Annotated in this window: 19 protein-coding genes; 14 read left to right on the top strand and 5 right to left on the bottom strand. The window is 38.7% G+C overall.

The genetic code is table 11. From position 1 onward, the window contains the following. Window positions 1-38 precede the first annotated feature (38 nt). Complete coding sequence (locus DYQ05_RS13190; RefSeq protein ID WP_206183591.1) at window positions 39-719, bottom strand: DUF2715 domain-containing protein; 681 nt, start codon at window positions 717-719, stop codon at window positions 39-41. Window positions 720-894: 175 nt separating this feature from the next. Beyond that, window positions 895-1,716, bottom strand: a complete 822-nt coding sequence (locus DYQ05_RS13185) for a DUF2715 domain-containing protein (protein ID WP_029410313.1) — start codon at window positions 1,714-1,716, stop codon at window positions 895-897. A gap of 162 nt (window positions 1,717-1,878) precedes the next feature. Here DYQ05_RS13185 and deoD point away from each other — a divergent pair, with 162 nt between their 5' ends. The 10 genes from deoD to DYQ05_RS13135 all read left to right on the top strand — a co-directional run bounded on the left by deoD (window position 1,879) and on the right by DYQ05_RS13135 (window position 10,628). Continuing rightward, the gene (gene deoD, locus DYQ05_RS13180; protein WP_206183590.1) at window positions 1,879-2,580 is read left to right on the top strand and encodes a purine-nucleoside phosphorylase; all 702 of its coding nucleotides are present in this window, start codon (window positions 1,879-1,881) and stop codon (window positions 2,578-2,580) included. Window positions 2,581-2,602: 22 nt separating this feature from the next. Beyond that, complete coding sequence (locus DYQ05_RS13175; protein WP_029410312.1) at window positions 2,603-3,967, top strand: YjiH family protein; 1,365 nt, start codon at window positions 2,603-2,605, stop codon at window positions 3,965-3,967. 314 nt (window positions 3,968-4,281) lie between these two features. Beyond that, entirely contained in the window at window positions 4,282-4,437 is a 156-nt protein-coding gene (rpmH, locus tag DYQ05_RS13170; RefSeq protein WP_024465253.1) for a 50S ribosomal protein L34, read from the top strand. A 14-nt stretch (window positions 4,438-4,451) separates the two neighbouring features. After that, entirely contained in the window at window positions 4,452-4,799 is a 348-nt protein-coding gene (rnpA, locus tag DYQ05_RS13165) for a ribonuclease P protein component (protein WP_020966546.1), read from the top strand. Between the two features lie 5 nt (window positions 4,800-4,804). Next, window positions 4,805-5,026 carry a membrane protein insertion efficiency factor YidD gene (yidD, locus tag DYQ05_RS13160; protein WP_024467380.1) on the top strand — a complete coding sequence of 74 codons (222 nt, stop codon included), beginning with the start codon at window positions 4,805-4,807 and terminating at the stop codon, window positions 5,024-5,026. A 52-nt stretch (window positions 5,027-5,078) separates the two neighbouring features. Next, complete coding sequence (gene yidC / locus DYQ05_RS13155) at window positions 5,079-6,821, top strand: membrane protein insertase YidC (protein ID WP_206183589.1); 1,743 nt, start codon at window positions 5,079-5,081, stop codon at window positions 6,819-6,821. Between the two features lie 25 nt (window positions 6,822-6,846). Continuing rightward, complete coding sequence (gene jag / locus DYQ05_RS13150; protein ID WP_206183588.1) at window positions 6,847-7,551, top strand: RNA-binding cell elongation regulator Jag/EloR; 705 nt, start codon at window positions 6,847-6,849, stop codon at window positions 7,549-7,551. A gap of 22 nt (window positions 7,552-7,573) precedes the next feature. Next, window positions 7,574-8,434, top strand: coding sequence for a DUF6675 family protein (locus DYQ05_RS13145; RefSeq protein WP_206183587.1), 861 nt, complete (start codon window positions 7,574-7,576; stop codon window positions 8,432-8,434). A 10-nt stretch (window positions 8,435-8,444) separates the two neighbouring features. After that, window positions 8,445-9,515, top strand: a complete 1,071-nt coding sequence (locus DYQ05_RS13140) for a peptidylprolyl isomerase (RefSeq protein WP_206183586.1) — start codon at window positions 8,445-8,447, stop codon at window positions 9,513-9,515. Window positions 9,516-9,602: 87 nt separating this feature from the next. Continuing rightward, window positions 9,603-10,628: a lipoprotein TP_1001-related protein gene (locus DYQ05_RS13135; RefSeq protein ID WP_206183585.1), complete on the top strand. Its 1,026-nt coding sequence runs from the start codon at window positions 9,603-9,605 to the stop codon at window positions 10,626-10,628. 102 nt (window positions 10,629-10,730) lie between these two features. On the opposite strand, the gene DYQ05_RS13130 is transcribed toward DYQ05_RS13135, so the two are convergent. Continuing rightward, complete coding sequence (locus DYQ05_RS13130; RefSeq protein WP_024467384.1) at window positions 10,731-12,560, bottom strand: DNA topoisomerase IV subunit B; 1,830 nt, start codon at window positions 12,558-12,560, stop codon at window positions 10,731-10,733. Beyond that, window positions 12,560-13,780 (bottom strand): V-type ATP synthase subunit I domain-containing protein, encoded by a 1,221-nt coding sequence (locus DYQ05_RS13125; protein WP_206183584.1) that lies wholly within the window; start codon window positions 13,778-13,780, stop codon window positions 12,560-12,562. Before DYQ05_RS13125 ends, DYQ05_RS13130 begins: the two co-directional genes overlap by 1 nt. Window positions 13,781-13,930: 150 nt before the next feature. Between DYQ05_RS13125 and DYQ05_RS13120 the strand changes: the two genes are divergently transcribed. The 4 genes from DYQ05_RS13120 to DYQ05_RS13105 all read left to right on the top strand — a co-directional run bounded on the left by DYQ05_RS13120 (window position 13,931) and on the right by DYQ05_RS13105 (window position 17,066). Then, window positions 13,931-15,247: an ATP-dependent 6-phosphofructokinase gene (locus tag DYQ05_RS13120; RefSeq protein WP_020966536.1), complete on the top strand. Its 1,317-nt coding sequence runs from the start codon at window positions 13,931-13,933 to the stop codon at window positions 15,245-15,247. Between the two features lie 38 nt (window positions 15,248-15,285). Beyond that, window positions 15,286-16,257: an adenosylcobinamide-phosphate synthase CbiB gene (gene cbiB, locus DYQ05_RS13115; protein WP_252723407.1), complete on the top strand. Its 972-nt coding sequence runs from the start codon at window positions 15,286-15,288 to the stop codon at window positions 16,255-16,257. Window positions 16,258-16,298: 41 nt separating this feature from the next. Beyond that, a complete protein-coding gene (locus DYQ05_RS13110) occupies window positions 16,299-16,586 on the top strand; it encodes a type II toxin-antitoxin system RelE/ParE family toxin (protein WP_080653138.1) in 288 nt (95 codons plus the stop codon). Between the two features lie 171 nt (window positions 16,587-16,757). Further along, on the top strand, window positions 16,758-17,066 hold the full coding sequence (locus DYQ05_RS13105) for a HigA family addiction module antitoxin (protein ID WP_024465257.1): 309 nt from the start codon (window positions 16,758-16,760) through the stop codon (window positions 17,064-17,066). On the opposite strand, the gene DYQ05_RS13100 is transcribed toward DYQ05_RS13105, so the two are convergent. Then, window positions 17,061-17,819 (bottom strand): Sir2 family NAD-dependent protein deacetylase, encoded by a 759-nt coding sequence (locus tag DYQ05_RS13100; protein ID WP_206183583.1) that lies wholly within the window; start codon window positions 17,817-17,819, stop codon window positions 17,061-17,063. The two genes, DYQ05_RS13105 and DYQ05_RS13100, sit on opposite strands and share 6 nt — an antisense overlap. Window positions 17,820-17,840: the final 21 nt, after the last annotated feature.

Below are 17,840 nucleotides of genomic sequence, written 5' to 3'. Positions count from 1 at the left end.
AGAAGGCTGCTTTTTTTTATGCCGTTCGGCCTTAATTTTTACAGTTTAAATGAAATACCGGCTTTTAAATTAAGGCTGTTTGCAAAGCTGTTTGAAAGTTTTGTGCCTTCCGTTTTTTCATCTAAATTGATTGTTTCTCCCGCTACGGTAAAAGTTTTTTTAGCTTTTATCGGTGCGAAATATACGGTATCGGCGATGCCTGCAAAAATACCTACGTGTTTTGTAAAGTAAAAACTTGCAGTTATATTCCCGCCGACGCCTATCATAGCATCAAGTTTTTTATAATTAAAATCTCCCGCTAAAGGAATGCTTATCGTTTGCTCGGAAGACATAAGATTAAAGCCCAAACCGGCTCCTAAAAACAGGTTAAAGCGGCTGTCTTTAAAAAATGTGTATCCTGCACCTACCTGCGTATCCATGATAAATGCGCCTTTTTTAAGGCCCGCAGTTCCGCCCTTTATAAGGTCGGTATGAGTTTTTGAAGGGAAGGCTATCTGAAGCATGCCGTATAAATAATCTCCGCGGATATCGACTGCAAAACCTGCCGCATTGTTTTTTTCCGTTGTTGCGCCTTTTAACTGGCTTATGATGGAATCCTGTACCGCATTCCCGCTAAGTTTTCCTTCTTCGGTTTTAGGCTTTACAAGATAATTTGTGTAAGCGGGACCGAAAGAAATAGCCAAATCGGCAAAGAGCATTGCCGTACAGGCTGCCGCCATGATAAAAATAATGAAATTTTTTTGTGTTTCATAGACACCTCCGTAAAAATTACTTCCCCGAAAGGAAAATGTAGTCTTAATAATATAAATATCAGCCCTATCCTATAGTTACAAAAAAAGCGGTACAATTTTAAATTTAAACCGTACCGCCTTATTATTTAAAAACAGAATTTTATTACAGCTTCCATGCAATACCCAAGCGGGCGGTAAAATTATTGGACCACTGGTATTTAATTAAAGATTTAATGTCCTGTTTTTGCTCTTTTGTAATTTTGTAAGTAACCGCTTGTCCGTTGACAAGGGTTCCGTTATAATATCGCTGGTTCATTACAGGTAAAAAATATACGGTATCTTTTATATCGAAAGAAACTCCGATATTTTTAGTAAAGTAGTATCTGATACCTATATCCGCGCCTACTCCTATACTTGCAGTAGACCTTATTTCGGTAAACTGTTTTGCAATCGCTTCCCCTTTGTCGTTCACTATAGTTTTTACAAAAGCCTCCGGCAAATCTCTTTTTGTTCTAATATAGTTTACACCTAAACCGCCTCCGAGAACGATATTAAACGGAGTGTTTTTAAAAAGGGTAACTCCGGCGCCGAGTAAACCGTCTATAATTACGGAGCCTTTTATTTTATCGGAAACATTAAAGGCTTTAAGTTTTGCTCCCAACGGGTCAAAGCCTGTGGGCAGCGATTTTGAAGGAAAGCCCGCTCCTAAATTGAGATAAAGATAACTTATTTTTAAGCTTAACCCCGCAACAAAGGCATTATATACATCGGTCGATTTTTGGTCGGCTAATGTAAGACTGCCTGTTCCCAATGCGGTTTGAAGAGGAACTTCAATCTGCTGTTTAATGGTTTCGGAATTGTAGGTGGTAACCATAGTATGGTTCATATAGCCTATACTTACATCGCCTGAAATATCGCTTAAATTAAATGCCGGTAAGGTAGCCGCACAGCATAATGCCGCCAAAATAAAAATAATTTTTTTCATTTTAATCCTCCAAAGATTCAAATTTTAGGTTAAAACAGTAACCTATTGTTTTATAATAGCACAACGCCCGGCAAATTTCAAGCAATTAAAATTGATTATTTTCTTATTGATTATTCTTTACTAATGATGTATACTTTTTAAATAAAATCTCAGGAGGAAAAAATGAGTATTCACATTGAAGCAAAACAGGGCGAAATTGCGGATAAAATCCTTTTGCCCGGAGACCCGCTGCGCGCCAAATTTGTAGCCGAGAATTTTTTGGAAAATCCTAAATGCTACAACAATGTTCGCGGAATGCTGGGCTTTACCGGCACCTATAAGGGTGTTCCCGTTTCGGTACAGGGAACCGGAATGGGGCAGCCGTCTCTTTCAATCTATGTAAATGAATTGTTTAAAGATTACGGTATTCAAAAGGCTATACGCATAGGAACCGCCGGTGCATTGCAAAAAGATATCGGACTTCGCTCCGTAGTACTGGGTATGTCCGCTTGTACCGATTCGGGGATAAACACTCACCGTTTTAGAGGCTGCCATTATGCGCCTTCTGCGGATTGGAGCCTTTTAAAAAATGCTTACGATTATGCGGTAAAAATGGGAGTTACTCCGCTTGTGGGACAGATAGCCAGTTCCGACGTTTTTTACGATGATTTGGAAACATGGAAACTTTGGGCGGAATACGGAGTTCTTGCAGTAGAAATGGAAGCCGCCGAATTATATACCCTTGCAGCTAAATACGGCAGGCAGGCTTTGGCGGTACTTACGATTTCGGATAATGTTGTAACGCATGAGATTACAACACCTGAAGAAAGACAAAAAACTTTTAAAAATATGATGGAGATTGCTCTTGAGGCAATCATAAAATAAAAAAAATAGGAGAGATTTTTTTATGGACGACGTAAAAAAAGAAAAATTTTCAATTTTACAAATTTTAAAATTTGTAGTTCCTTCCGTAGTAGGTGTGTTGCTTTTAATGACTCCGTTTAAACTTGACGGAGCTTCAACCGTTATGGTATCGGTTATTTCAAAACTGCTTAATAAAGGAATAAATTCGGTTGTGCCGATTTATATCCTCGTGTTGATTGCCATAACGGTTTCGTGTTTGCTTACGCTTATTTATAAAATTGCAAAGCCTTCTTTTATCGAAAATAATGAATTATTAAAGAGGATTTGTAATGTATCTTATTTTTGGGTTATAGCCCGTTTTGCCGGTCTTGCGCTGGCTTTAATGACGGCATTTAAGCTCGGCCCTGAAATTATTTATAGTGAAAATACGGGCGGACTTATTTTGTACGATTTAATCGGAGGCTTATTTACTATATTTTTAACGGCGGGTTTTATTTTGCCTTTTTTAATAGAATTCGGTTTGTTGGAGTATGTAGGTGTATTTTTAACTGCGGTTATGCGCCCGATTTTCCGTTTGCCGGGACGTTCGGCGATAGACTGTATGGCTTCCTGGATAGGGGACGGAACTATAGGCGTAGCCCTTACCAATAAACAGTATGAAGAAGGATATTACAGTGCAAGAGAAGCTGCGGTTATTGCCACAACCTTTTCCGCCGTTTCCATTACCTTTTGTTTGGTTGTTCTTCAAAATGTAGGCCTTACGGATTATTTTGCACAGTATTATTTGACGGTAAGTGTTGCGGGTGTCGTAGCTGCAATTATAGTGCCGCGTATTCCGCCGCTTTCTTTAAAAAAAGATACATATTTAAAAATGCAGCCCAATGCGAAAACCGAAATAATTCCTCCGGGATTTTCAAGGCACCAATGGGGGCTTCATCTTGCGGTAAAAAAGGCTGAAACAAACGGGAATCCCGTTCAGTTTTTAAAAAACGGAACAAAAACCGTGCTTGATTTGTGGTTGGGTGTTGTTCCCATTATTATGGCTGCGGGAACGCTTGCTTTGATTTTATCGGAGGCGACTCCGGTATTTACTTGGCTTGGAAAACCGTTTGAGCCTATTTTTAATTTGTTAAGGGTTCCGGAAGCGGCTGCCGCAAGTTCCACTATGGTTGTAGGTTTTGCCGATATGGTTGTTCCTTCGATTTTAGGGGCAAGTATTCAATCGCCTATGACCCGCTTTATAGTTGCCGCCGTTTCGGTAACTCAGCTTTTATATATGTCCGAAACCGGAGCCGTTATTTTAGGTTCAAAACTTCCCGTAAATTTATCCGATTTGTTTATTATCTTTTTGGAAAGAACGATTATTACAATTCCGGTAGTTGTAGTAATGGCTCATTTATTCTTTTAAGAATTTTTAAAACCGGCACGGTCTTATAAAATTTTACCCTGTCCTTTTTAGGGTGCTTTCAATGTATCGGGAGTAATCTGAGGTTACTCCCGATTTAAATTTTAGGCCGTACGGTTTCGGTTTATTGTAAGTCGGTATACGTGTTTTCGTATTCCGGTTTTGTAAACTTTTCCGCCTATTGACTTTTATTCAATTTAGTGTTATATTCATTTTCCCGTATTGTACGGACTTCACCGTACATTTAGCTTTACATCTTTGAATAAGCGGCGGAGTAAAACTTTGCATCTTATTCTAAAATATAAGGAGTCTAGTTTATGAAACGGACATATCAACCAAGTAAAATGAAGCGCGTAAGACGTTTCGGATTTCGTGCGCTTATGAAAACAAAGGGCGGAAGGGCTATTTTAAGCAGCCGCAGAGCAAAGGGCAGACGAAAGCTTTCAGCTTCCGACGAAAAGAAACCGTTTTAATTTTTTTCTCCGGTGTGGATAATTTCACATTTCCAAGAGAGGAACGTCTTCGCTCCAAAGCAGCTATAAAACACGTTTTCAGTAAGGGTGTAAAAATAACTTGCCGCGGAGCCGCTTTGTTTATTGTGCCGAACGGGTTGGAGTATAACAGGTTTTTATGTACTTTTAAGAGGGGGTTCGGTACCGCCGTAGAGCGGAACAAGGCCCGCAGAATTTCAAAAGAAGCGTATAGAAAGATTAAACCGCAGCTTAAAACCGGCAAAGATTTTGTTTTGCTGGTGTTTTCATCAAAAGACGGTTATTTTGAACGTTTTAATCAATTGGTTTATCTTTTTACCAAGGCGGAAATGTATAAGATGTGAGGCTTATGAAAAAACTTTTGCAAAGGTTTTTATGTGCTTGTATTATCTTTTATAGGAAAGCCGTTTCTCCTCATTTTCCTTCTTGTTGCAGATATTATCCCACCTGCTCGGAGTATGCTCTTGAAAGCATAAAAAAATACGGTCCGTTTAAAGGGTTTGCGATGGCAATATCCCGAATTTTACGATGTAACCCCTTTCACAAAGGCGGTTACGACCCTGTCCCGTAAATCGGATTTTTGAAAAGTTGTTCCGCACTATGGAAAAATTAAGGAGTTTTAATTGAAAAAGAATACCGTTTTGGCAATTGTTTTATCTATGATTGTTTTCGGCGTTTGGATGTATATTCAGCAAAAGTATTTTCCCGTAGAAAATACTATGCAGTCTAAGCCCGCCGTTACCGAAAATACCGAGGTTCCGAAAAATACCTTTGTTCAGTCTGAAAGTAATGAAATTTCCGCCGTAACCGCATCGGAAAATGCCGATGAGTCTTTACGTGAAGAAACATATACCGTAGAAACCGATTTAATCCGCGCCGTTTTTACAAATAAGGGCGGGGATATTGTATCTTACAAATTAAAAGAACACGCTTCCGCAGGCAGCGAAGAGCGCGTGGAAATGATTGAAAATACAAGAGGTTCGGAGCGTGCCTTATCTTTGGCTTTCGGAGGAGCTGAAAGCGCTCCGATTAATTTCCTGTTTCATGTAAAACAGGAAACGCTTCCGGACGGAAAAAAGCAAATCGGATTTTTCCGCGATATAACGGTGGAAAATAAAGCTGACGGCAGTTCTTCCGTTTTTACTTTGGCAAAACGCTATACTTTTATTCCCGGAGACTATATGTTTTCTCTCGAGATAACTATTGACGGAAAAGACGGAATGAAGGGGCTTTCTTTCGGCGATGAGGCTTATACTTTAAGAACTGCGCCTCAAATAGGGCCTGAATGGAATCAGAGTCAGGATAAAAATGAATACCGTTATTTTTCTTATTTTGCAAACGGTAAAAAATATGAGGAAAGGGGAATTTCGGCCGGAAAACAAAAGACAATTACCGATTTGGCTTCGTGGACTGCCGTTTCGGGAAAGTATTTTACTTTTATCGTAATTCCCGACAATCCGATTAAAAAAATGACATTCTCCGGGTTTAAGGCGGAAAATAATGCCGTTCAAAACTCACAAATATTTATTTCGCGTCAACCCGTTGCGGGAAACGCCGCCAACGATTTATATCGAGTTTATATAGGCCCCTGCTCCGAAAAATTGCTTAATACATATAATTCGGCTTTAACGAATAATTACGGGTTTAACAATTTACGAATTGATGAAGTTGCTTCTTCAGGCGGCTTTTTATATCCTCTTGAATGGCTCTTAAAAAAAGCGATGGAATTATTGTATAAATTTATTCCGAACTGGGGTGTTGCGGTTATTCTTCTTACAATTTTATTGAAGATAGTATTTTTTCCGCTTACGAAAAAAAGTTCCGAAGCGACGAAAAAAATGCAGGAAATGCAGCCTCAAATTGCCGAAATTCAAAATAAGTATAAAAATAATCCCCAAAGAATGAATGCGGAAATGGCAAAACTTTATAAAGAAGCGGGACATAATCCGCTTTCGGGCTGTTTGCCAATGCTTATCCAAATCCCGTTTTGGTTTGCCATGTACAGATTATTTAATAACTATTTTGAATTTAGAGGTGCGAGTTTTATTCCGGGCTGGATTCCCGATTTATCCTTAGGCGACAGTATTTTAAAATTCGGGTTTGCTCTTCCGTTTTTGGGCTGGACCGATTTAAGGCTCTTACCCGTAATTTATTTGGTTTCCCAGCTTTTATACGGTAAATTGACGCAAACTCCGGGGCAAACTCAGCAAAACCCTTCAATGAAGATAATGCTTTATTTTATGCCTCTGTTTTTATTCTTTATTCTTTATAATGCGCCGTCGGGCTTGTTGTTGTTTTGGATTTTCTCCAATATTTTGATGTTATTGCAGCAGATTATTATCAATAAATCGATGCAGGCAAAATAAAATTTTATAATTTAGGATGTGTTTTATGACTTATGAATTTGAAGCTAAGACCGAAAGAGAAGCTATAGAGCTTGCCGTAGCCGAATTAGGTCTTGAAAAGGATCAGTTTGATGTTGAAATCTTGGAAATTCAAAAGAATTCCCTGTTTAAAAAAGGACATGCAAAAATCCGCGTACATGTAGATGAAGCTTTACGAAAAGATGTTGTTGCAGGCGGGAATGAAAGGCTGTCCGAATCCGAGTCGGAGTCAATGCAGGCTGCACCTGAAGATATTAGTGCAGGCGCCGAAAAAACACGTATTTTTATCGAAACTGTTGTACAAAAAATGGGATATGATTGTAAAACCGTAACCCTTTCGGCTGATAAAAAACATTTTGCCTATAGGATAGAATCTAAAGATGCCGCGGTGTTAATCGGTAAAAAAGGGAAAAGTTTGGATTCCATTCAGCTTTTAGCCAATGTTTATGCTTCTACGATAGGCTGTTCTCATGCAAGAATTTCGGTTGACTGCGAAAGTTACAGAGTACGGCGGGAAGAGCTTCTCGTTCGTATGGCTTACGATACTGCCGACAGGGTGCGCATGTCGAAGCGTTCCCAATTATTGGAGCCTCTTAATCCTTATGAAAGACGTATTATTCATACAACTTTAAACGCCATTCACGATATTGAAACTAAAAGCGAGGGAAACGGTTTATATAAACAGGTGCGGGTGCTTTATAAAGGATTTTAATTTTAAACCCGCAAGGATATTTATGAAATTTAAAGTATTGTTTCTATTCTTTTTTATTTTTTCGAGTTTTGCCTTTGCGGAAGATAATTCCGCAGACGGCAAAACCGCCGCTTCTAAAAGGTCAGCCGCAGCGGAGAGTCAAGATATTGATATTGAAAAAGCTCTTTTGCCGGTTTTGGATAAAAATACCGCAAAAGAGCTTTTTGAAAAAGGCTCCGTTTTTTCCTATAAATATAAAACGGCGGATATGACGCCGGAATTGAGCCCTTCTTCCGGTTTAATGGAAAAAATAACCGCATCTTTTTTAAAATCGAATTTAAAACCGGTCTTTCTGATGGAAGGTCTTTATCTTTATAAAAAAGCAAACGATAAATCTTTCGATATTTCCAAAATTTTAAGAAGTATTTCGGGCCTTGAGGGAATACAGTATTATTCCCATTCCAGAGGCAAGATGAGAACCCTTTATTCAAAATCTTTTACGGTAAAAGAAGTTAAAAGCGGTGAGAAAATAAATTATGAAAAGATTTCCGATGTGCTTGAAGGCAGTGCCGACGGTTTAAAAATTTTAGCCCGCCAAGAAGATTTAACTTTCGGAAATTATATTTATGAATACGAATACTTCACGGACGGACATTCTTGCGGTATGGTTTGCCTTAATAATGAAACGCTTAAATATTCCATCTTTAAAGTTATTGCTCCGAAAAATTTAAGAGTTGTTCTTGCCGTACACGATTTGGGCGGTTATCTTGCGGTGTATTGCTGCACGGCTGCCGATTTTACAAAATTACCCGGCCTCGAAAAAAAACTTAAAAATTCTTTTTCGTCGCGGGCTGAAGCTCTTTATAAGTGGTTTATAAAGGAATATAACAAAACCGGGAGTTAGGAGAATGAGAATGAAAAAAATGTTGGTAATTATCATTGCGGTAATTTTTATGGTTATAGCTGCGGCAACTGCGGCTGCTATTATGATAACAAATAATCCAGAACGAGGAGATGGAAAAATGAGTGGAAAAATTGAAGCTCTTAAAGAGGACGGTTTATATGCCTCCATCGACACCGATAAGGGCGTTATTGTCGTAAAACTTTATTACAAAGAAACGCCGCTTACCGTTTGCAATTTTGTCGGTTTGGCGGAGGGAACTCTTGACGCTGCAAAGGGAAAACCCTTTTATAACGGTTTGACCTTTCACCGGGTAATTGCCGATTTTATGATTCAGGGCGGCTGCCCCGAAGGTACGGGAACCGGAGGACCGGGATATGAATTTCCCGATGAAATAGTGGACGGTTTAAAACATGACGGCCCCGGCGTTTTATCTATGGCAAATGCAGGTCCGAGTACTAACGGCTCGCAGTTTTTTATAACACATGTGGAAACTCCGTGGCTTGACGGACAGTATACGATTTTCGGTAAGGTAGTTGAAGGTCAATCCGTTGTTAATGCAATTGCCCAAGGCGATAAAATTAAAACCGTTACTATAATTAGGGTGGGAGAAGATGCCAAATCTTTTAAAACCGACCAAAAAGCTTTTTACTCTTATCTTTTGCCGGCTAAAGAAAAAGAAGCAAAGCGCATTGAAGATGCTGAAAAGAAAATTAAAAGTTTAATAAGCTCCAAGTATCCGCCTGCAAAAAAAGACGATGACGGAGTTTTCTTTTTTATAGTTAAAGAAGGAAAGGGAGCTAAAGCTGAGAAAGGTAAAAAGCTTAAAATGAAGTATAAGGGCTCTCTTTTGGAAAACGGAAAGGTGTTTGACGATTCCGATATGCATAAACCCTTGGAATTTGTTGCGGGAGCTCAGCAGGTAATTTCCGGGTTTGACAGCCAAGCCGTAAAGATGAAAACGGGCGAAAAACGTATTATTATTATTCCTCCCGCTTTGGCTTACGGTTCTGCGGGAGCAGGCGGTGTTATACCTCCCAATGCTTATCTTGTATTTGAGCTTGAACTGCTTGAAGTAAAATAAATTAAAAAAAAAGAGGCTTTAAGCCTCTTTTTTTTAAATTTTCTACAAATTACTGAAAATTTCTTATAAGTAATATAGGAGGTCTATATGGCTTATAAGAAATTTATCCATGCTGCGGCATTTATGCTGCTTATTGCAGCTGCGGCCGGCTGCAAAGGTTCCGTTGAACAGCCCGGTTTTATTTCGGTTTTTTCGGACGAAGGGAAAACAGCGGTACTTAAAGATTTTATACAATCCGGAAATAACGAAATTTTACTTACCTTTGGCGGAAAGGTTACATCATTAACGGTAAGAGCCGTTAAGGAAAACACTTCCGAAGAAGTAGCTTGCAGTTTTGAAAAAATGGAAGCTCCCGAAGACGTTTCCGTTTTTCAAGTTTCTCCTCTTTCGGAATTTGAAATAGGGGAAAAGTTTACCGTTATCGGTTCGGCAGCTTGCGGAGAAAACAGTATTTTGGATTTTTCTTTACCGTTTGAAGGCGCCAATGCAAAACCTGCGCAACTTAAGTTTTCGGAAATAAGACCGGGCACAAAGGCAAAAAATTCTTATATTAAATTTACCGTAACGGAAGGCGGGAATTTATTCGGTATATACCTTTACAGTGCCGCCGAAAAAGATAAAAACTATGCGTTTCCCGCAGCGGAGGTGTCTAAGGGAGAGGTTATAGTTTTGCACAGACACTTACCCTCGATTCCAGAAGCGGCCGTTGATGAAATAACTTCCGACGGTGAATGTAAGGCAGATGAGGCTTTTAGCGGTATAAGAGATTTTTGGTGCAGGATAAAAAGATTTACCGTGCAAAAAACGAATGTATTTTTGTTGAAAACATCTAAAACAGGAAAAATTCAAGATGCATTTTTATGTATAAATCATAAAGAAACCGAATGGAAAAAAGCTCAAACGGAAGAAGCTGCAAAAGATGCCGAAAAAGCTGGTGTGTGGAAGCCGGACGGTTCGGCAGAAAACGCGGTAAAAGTGGAAAACTCAGGATATGTTTTTATTAGAGATTTAAATAAAGACTATGAAAAATCGCTTGAACAATGGAGCGTGCAAAAATCGTCTAAAAGAGCTGCCGGGTTAAAAAGCACACGCGGAAAAAAATCTAAAAAATAAAAGTTATGCTTTTAAGATTCTTTACCTTTTACAACGGATTAAAATTAAAATGCGGTTTACATAAGGTTCCCGTAAACCGCAATGTTTTTTATCGGTCTTTTTTTAAGCGTCTATTTCGGCAAGTAAATTTTTCATTATAAATTTCCTGCGCTCCGGGGTGTTTTTGCCCATATAAAATTCCAGAATATTCGGTACTTTTTTTAATGTTTGTACCGTTACGGGTAAAAGTTTTATATCCTTTCCGATAAACTGCCCGAATTCGTTAGGACTTATTTCTCCCAAACCTTTAAATCTTGTAATTTCGGAAGAAGAGCCTAAGCGGGTAACGGAATCGTCTCTCTCTTTTTCGGAATAACAATAACAAGTTTCCTTTTTTGTACGCACTCTGAAAAGGGGCGTTTCCAAAATATAAACCCTGCCTGAAGTTACAAGCTCTTCAAAATAGCTTAAAAAGAAGGTCAAAAGCAAATTACGTATATGGAAACCGTCGTTATCGGCATCGGTGGCAATTACTATTTTAGAATATCGTAAACCCTCTATATCGTTTTCTATACCCAAGGCCATCATCATATTGTAAAGCTCCGCATTTTTATAAATAAGAGCCCGTTTTTTTCCGTACATATTTTCAGGTTTTCCGCGGAGCGAAAAAATTGCCTGTGTTAATACATCGCGGCTTGAAACCATAGCACCCGTTGCGGAATCTCCTTCCGTAACGAAAATCATTGTGTCTTCACCGAATTTACCGTCACCCAAATGAAACTTGCAGTCTTTTAATTTAGGAATTTTTATAGCGATTTTTTTTGCCGCCGCCTTTGCTTCTTTTTTTACCGTGTTTAATTCCGTGCGGAGTTTTTCATTTGCAATAATTTTACTTTCAAGTTTCGAAGCCGCATCGGCATTTTTTTGAAGCCATTCGACAACGGCGGATTTTGTATCGTTTACAATCCAGCTGCGTACCTCGGTATTGCCGAGCTTATTTTTTGTTTGACTTTCAAAAACCGGTGCTTGAATTTTTACCGAAACTGCGGCACAGGTTCCTTCACGGACGTCTTCGCTTTTATAATTTTTTCTAAAATATTCGTTTATACCTTTAAGTAAACCTTCTTTAAAAGCGGAAAGGTGGGTTCCTCCGTCGGAGGTGTACTGCCCGTTTACAAAAGAATAATATGTTTCGCCGTAATTGTTCGTATGCGAAAAAGCAAATTCCAATTGCTTTTCTTTATAGCGGCAGACATCGTAGAGAGTATCCGTGCCGACATTTGCTTCCAATAAATCCAAAAGACCGTTTTCCGACTTAAAGGTTTTTCCGTTAAAACTTAAAACAAGGCCTGCGTTTAAATAAGCGTAGTTCCATATACGTTTTTCGATAAAATCCGTGTTGAATTTGTATTTTCCGAAAATTTCCGTATCCGGAATAAATTCTACAAGAGTTCCGTTTTTAACTCCCGCCTTTGCATTACCTTTTTTTTCGCTTGCAAGTTTTCCCCGTTTAAAAACGGCTTCCGCATATTTTCCGTCACGGACTGCAACTACCCTGAAGTGCTCCGAAAGAGCATTTACCGCCTTTGTTCCGACTCCGTTTAAACCTACCGAAAATTGAAATACCTCATCATTGTATTTTGCTCCGGTGTTAATAACCGAAACACATTCTACGAGTTTTCCCAAAGGGATTCCCCGCCCGTAATCGCGTACTATTACCTTATCTTTTTCCAATTGAATATCTATGCGGGAGCCGTTTCCCATTATAAATTCGTCTATGGAGTTATCTATAACTTCTTTTACTAAAATATAAATTCCGTCGTCCGGGTTTGAACCGTCGCCCAAGCGTCCTATGTACATTCCCGTGCGTAAGCGTATATGCTCCAGCGAGCTGAGGGTTTTTATTTTTGATTCATCGTAAACCGTTTTTTTAGCCGCTTTTTTTTCCGCCATCAGCAGGTCTCCTCATCGCAATTTTCGGCTGCATCTTTATTTGAAAACTTTTTAAAAAGCTCATTTGCCGCCGCCGTTAAATCGGTAATTTTATTTTCGGCATTTAAAATTGCGGTTTTAGAGTCCGTAATTTTTCTGTTTGCTTCTTCAATTGCCGCTTCCGAATTTTTTATAATGCGGTTAAGATTTTCAATTCTTGTTTCTTCGGTTTTAATATCCTGAAGAGTTTCACAATATTCTATGTTATATTTTATTTGTGCCGCCCGTTTTCTGTTTACGCTTATCCGTTTTAGATATTCGTGATATACTCCCAAATTTTCTTCTTTTACGTCTGAAATAAAAGAACCTTCTTCGGTGTAAAATGCGTTTGTGTAATTAAGAGCCGTTCTTTGCAGGACGGAATCTATGACGGAATCAAGCTCTTTAATGCGGTTTGTTATAGTATTTATACGCTTTGAAGGATTTTTTTTAGCGTCCAATTCCGCAAGTTTGGAATTTATAAATTCTCCTTCCTCTTCAAGCATTTTAATCCTGTTGTCGGAATCGGACAAAGAATTGTAAAGAGAGGTAAGTTCTTCATATTCGGTTTTTAAATTTTTATCGGTATTTTCCGATTGTATAACGGCTTTAATCTCTTCAGAAGATTGAATATCCGTTATATTTTTTTCAAGAATTGAGGTTATACTTTTTTCGGCATTTTTTATTTTCGATTTTTGTGCCGTAATTTTACCTGAAAGACCCAAGCGCGAAAAAAAGTTTGCTTTCGCTTTTTGCTGCTCCAAAGATGCGATTGCGGTATTTGCTTCATCTATTACCGCTTCAACGGGGTGTGTTTTATCTGTTACGCTTGAAAAAAGAGCGGGGCAGTTAGGGAAAAAGTCCTTATAAAGTTTTGTTAAAAAGGCTCCCTTGATTTCGGCAATTTTTTTTATTGAAGAATTTTTACCGTTTTTAATTTGGGCTTTAAATTTTTCAATTTCGGCAAACCGTGCGGAGTTATTTTTTATTTCCAAAATGCTGTTGGTACAAAAAGAGCGTTCATCTCGCAGTCTTTGCCAACTTATAAGCTCATTTTTTGAAGGAGTACTTTTTTCCGAGGCGGGGTCCGCCGCGTCAAGCATAAGTTTATTCCCTAAAACCTTATAAGAATCGGCAAGCTCCAAATTAACTTCATTCAGCTCTTTTTTGAGCGCAGATATTGTTTTGGTTATGTCTTTCATACCCTCCATTTTAATATTTTCTAGAGTATTTTTCAATAGATGAATTTCCGGAAGCGGGCAAAACGGTGTTTTTTTGAAAAATTAAAGATAAAAAAACTTTCTATTGACAAGAAAATGCAATTGCAATAAAATACGCGGGAAGGAGACCTTATGCAAAAACCGAATTTTTTAATTTCATCTTTAGGAGAATGTAAAATTCAATCTCCCATCGCCTTATCGAAAATTCACGGAGATTCCATTGCCAATTATGTTGAAGATACGGAATTTATCCGTTATAAAATAGACGCAAGTCTAGGCGAAACGGGAGAGCCTCTTACCAATGCCGATATAATCGAAAAAGCCGGTCCGCGGCAAAAAATATATTTCAGTCCCAATTATGTGCATGCGGCAATAGCAAGCTGCGGCGGAATATGTCCCGGAATAAACGATGTAATCCGCGCAATAGTCCGTTGTTTACGTACCAGATACGGAGTTAAAAGAATAAGCGGAATAAAATTCGGCTACAAAGGTTTTATTTCCGAATACGGGTTTTCTCCCATTCCTCTGACGCCGGAAGTTGTAAACGGGATTCATAAAACCGGAGGCTCTTTTTTAGGTACTTCCCGCGGAGGCGGTAATCGGGTTACCGAAATTGTAGACGGAATAGAGCAAATGAATATAAATATGGTATTTTTAATAGGCGGCGACGGTACGCAAAAAGGTGCTTTGGAAATTTCGCGTGAAATAGAGCGGCGCAAGTTAAAAATTTCGGTTATCGGTATTCCCAAAACAATCGATAACGACCTTTCATTTATTCAAAAATCTTTCGGATTCGATACCGCAATTGCAAAGGCGACTGAATCGGTTTCGGCTGCAAATATGGAAGCAAGTTCGCAAATTAACGGTATAGGTCTTGTAAAACTTATGGGGCGAGAATCGGGTTTTATAGCAACTCATACCGCAATTGCAAGCCATGAAGCTCATTTTGTGCTTATTCCGGAAGTTCCGTTTGCGCTTCACGGTGAAAACGGCTTTTTAAAACACCTTGAAAATCGGCTTAACGAAACAGGTTATGCTTTAATTGTAGCCGCCGAAGGTGCGGGACAAAATTTAATGCAAGTTGAAGATGAAACCGACGCTTCGGGAAATAAAAAACTTGCCGATATAGGAGCCTTTTTAAAAAAAGAAATTGCCGAATATTTTGAAAAAATTAAAATGCACATAAATATAAAATACATAGACCCGAGTTATCAAATCCGTTCCGCAGTTACGGCACCGATTGATTCAATTTATTGTGAGAGGCTGGGAAATAACGCCGTGCATGCGGCAATGGCCGGAAAAACCCGTATGCTGATAGGCTTGGTAAACAATAAGTTCGTTCATTTGCCGATAGAGCAAATCGTATCGAAAAGAAATTATGTAAACCCTGAAGGCTCGCTTTGGCGGGACGCTCTTGATGCAACCGGCCAGCCTACAACTATGATATAGTTTTTTAAAAGCACTTTAAAATTCTTTCGAGGAACCTTGTGTTTTTTAATTATAAGCTTAATGCCGGAATTTTGATTTTCGCATGCTTACTCGATTTTATTTTGGGAGACCCCTATTCCTTTCCTCACCCCGTAAAACTGATTGGAAAACTTATACGGATTGAGGAAAAAGCGGCGCGTAAAATATGCGGCTCTTACGGACAGGGGTTAAGACTGAGCGGCTTTTTTATCGGTTTGTTTAATACGGCGGCGGCTTTTTGTGTAATATTTTTTCCGCTGGAATTAATAAGAGCTCATCGCTTTATTTATTTTTGTACTTCGGTTTTAATTTGTTACACCTGTATTGCCGCCCGATGTATGCACAAAGAGGCGGTAAAGGTTTTCCGTTCTTTTAAAAACGGAATTAAGGAAGCGAGAAAACAGGTTTCAAATATTGTAGGAAGGGATACCGAAAACTTGGACGAAGAGGGAGTTATAAGGGCCTGTGTAGAAACCGTTGCGGAAAATTCCGGAGACGGAGTAATAGCTCCTATTTTTTTTATAATGCTTTTCGGCGCGGCCGGCGGTATGGCTTATAAGGCGATAAACACAATGGATTCTATGTTGGGATACAAAAATGAAAAGTATTCCGATTTAGGCTTTTTTCCTGCAAAACTGGACGATGCTGCAAATTATATTCCCGCCCGTCTTTGTGCTTTGCTTATGCTTATAAGCGCCTGCTTATGTTTTAAATCGGAGTTTAATTTAAAAAACGGCTTTAAAATTTGGCGGAGGGACCGCCTTAAACACGCAAGCCCTAATGCCGCTCACCCTGAAAGCGTCGCCGCAGGTTTACTGGGAATACGCTTGGCGGGACCCAATTACTATGACGGCTTTTTGGAGGAAAAACCGTATATAGGAGACGCTCTTAAACAAATAGAAAAAAACGATATTTTAAAAACCGTTAAATTGATGTATGTTTCCGAAATCTTATCGGTTTTATTATATGCTTTGCCTTGCATTTTTTTATAAAAATTAAAATTCTTGACAATACTTACCATATCGGTTAGTATATGGTTGTGATAGTTCGGTGGAAAGATAAAGAGGCCTTAAAAATATGGAATATGCAACTGGCAAAAAAGTTACCGCCTAAAATACAACAACGGGCGCGTGTAAAACTTATAATGATAGATTCTGCTATTACGTTGAAAGACTTGGAAAATCCGCCGTCAAATATGCTTGAAGCTCTAAAAGGAAATAGAAGGGGGCAACACAGTATAAGGATAAATAACCAATGGAGAATATGTTTTATTTGGAATAATGGAAATGTTATTATTGTCGATATAGTAGATTATCATTAAGGAGTCATGATAATCGGCTAGGTAAAATATAGCATCTTTATTTATCTTGGAATTTGCCCTAAGGCAAATATTGTATATTGTATATGCTTTTTTAACTCGGGTTTACAAAAGTGTTTGAAAACTTTTTGTAAGAATTGATACTACTTAAAAAAGGTTTTTATGGGAGTTTTTATGAAATATAAACTTAAACCCGTACATGCGGGAGATGTTTTATTGCAGGAATTTATGGAACCTCTTAATATAACTGTTTATAAACTTGCACAGTATACCGGTATGTCTCAAACTCGTATAGGTCAGATTATAAAGAAAAAGAGAGGAATTTCCGTAGATACTGCGTTGAGATTGGCAAAAGTTTTTGATACGAGCGCGGCTTTTTGGCTTAATATTCAAAATAAATATGATATTGATATTGCTGTCGGAAAACACTCTAAAGAAATAGAAGCTTTGCAGCCTATTAAGCATATTGCATTTCAATCATAGCTTTTGCTTTCTTAACCTTTCCTCAAGTTTTTCGAATGTTTCGCCCAAGTCTTCAAGTAAGATTTCGGCATAGGAGTCGAACTGTGTAGGTTGATTATTTACTACGGCAATTTTTCCGCCGTTTCTTATAGTATAAGCGGGCAGGGCTGCGGCAGGATAAACTTGAAGACTCGTTCCCAATATAAGCAAAAAATCGGCCTTTGAACACTCCGCTTCGGCATTAAAAAGAGCTGCGCGCGGCAGAGCTTCTCCGAAAAAAGTTATTGCAGGTTTTAATTGGCTTTTGCAGTGAGGGCATTCGGGTACGGCGCCGGTTTTTGCAATTTTTGAAACCTCTTCAAAGGTTTCGGTATAATTGCAGTTAATGCAATAATGAACGGAAGGAGAGCCGTGAATTTCCAAAACATTTTTACTTCCCGCCTTTTGGTGAAGTAAATCTATATTTTGGGTAATAACGCATTTTAAAAAACCTGATTTTTCCAGCTCCGCAAGAACGGTATGGACTACCGCAGGCTTTTTTTCATCAAGCCCGTAGATAAACTCCTTTGCCATGCTGTAATAAACGGAAGGGTCTCGGAAAAATACGTCAATGTCGAACATTTTTTCGGTATCGGGCTGTTTATATAACCCGTCTTTTCCGCGGAAATCCTTTATACCTGCAAGGGTACTTATTCCGGCTCCCGTAAATGCTACAAAATGTTTTGCATTTACAATCATCGAAAAAAGTTGTTCGTATTTTTCTTCATCTTTCATATTTTCCCCCTTATGAAAGGT

Source organism: Treponema pedis (assembly GCF_017161325.1).
Lineage (GTDB): Bacteria > Spirochaetota > Spirochaetia > Treponematales > Treponemataceae > Treponema_B > Treponema_B pedis.
The sequence above is the reverse complement of the archived record's forward strand: the minus strand, read 5'-3'. Positions and strand labels throughout refer to the sequence as shown.

Bases quoted from the DNA above. Each gene is read 5' to 3' on its own strand.
- DYQ05_RS13190 (WP_206183591.1), bottom strand. From the start codon at position 719: ATGGCGGCAGCCTGTACGGCAATGCTCTTTGCCGATTTGGCTATTTCT.
- DYQ05_RS13185 (WP_029410313.1), bottom strand. From the start codon at position 1,716: ATGAAAAAAATTATTTTTATTTTGGCGGCATTATGCTGTGCGGCTACC.
- deoD (WP_206183590.1), top strand. From the start codon at position 1,879: ATGAGTATTCACATTGAAGCAAAACAGGGCGAAATTGCGGATAAAATC.
- DYQ05_RS13175 (WP_029410312.1), top strand. From the start codon at position 2,603: ATGGACGACGTAAAAAAAGAAAAATTTTCAATTTTACAAATTTTAAAA.
- rpmH (WP_024465253.1), top strand. From the start codon at position 4,282: ATGAAACGGACATATCAACCAAGTAAAATGAAGCGCGTAAGACGTTTC.
- yidD (WP_024467380.1), top strand. From the start codon at position 4,805: ATGAAAAAACTTTTGCAAAGGTTTTTATGTGCTTGTATTATCTTTTAT.
- jag (WP_206183588.1), top strand. From the start codon at position 6,847: ATGACTTATGAATTTGAAGCTAAGACCGAAAGAGAAGCTATAGAGCTT.
- DYQ05_RS13145 (WP_206183587.1), top strand. From the start codon at position 7,574: ATGAAATTTAAAGTATTGTTTCTATTCTTTTTTATTTTTTCGAGTTTT.
- DYQ05_RS13140 (WP_206183586.1), top strand. From the start codon at position 8,445: ATGAAAAAAATGTTGGTAATTATCATTGCGGTAATTTTTATGGTTATA.
- DYQ05_RS13135 (WP_206183585.1), top strand. From the start codon at position 9,603: ATGGCTTATAAGAAATTTATCCATGCTGCGGCATTTATGCTGCTTATT.
- DYQ05_RS13130 (WP_024467384.1), bottom strand. From the start codon at position 12,560: ATGGCGGAAAAAAAAGCGGCTAAAAAAACGGTTTACGATGAATCAAAA.
- DYQ05_RS13125 (WP_206183584.1), bottom strand. From the start codon at position 13,780: ATGAAAGACATAACCAAAACAATATCTGCGCTCAAAAAAGAGCTGAAT.
- DYQ05_RS13120 (WP_020966536.1), top strand. From the start codon at position 13,931: ATGCAAAAACCGAATTTTTTAATTTCATCTTTAGGAGAATGTAAAATT.
- DYQ05_RS13110 (WP_080653138.1), top strand. From the start codon at position 16,299: ATGGTTGTGATAGTTCGGTGGAAAGATAAAGAGGCCTTAAAAATATGG.
- DYQ05_RS13105 (WP_024465257.1), top strand. From the start codon at position 16,758: ATGAAATATAAACTTAAACCCGTACATGCGGGAGATGTTTTATTGCAG.
- DYQ05_RS13100 (WP_206183583.1), bottom strand. From the start codon at position 17,819: ATGAAAGATGAAGAAAAATACGAACAACTTTTTTCGATGATTGTAAAT.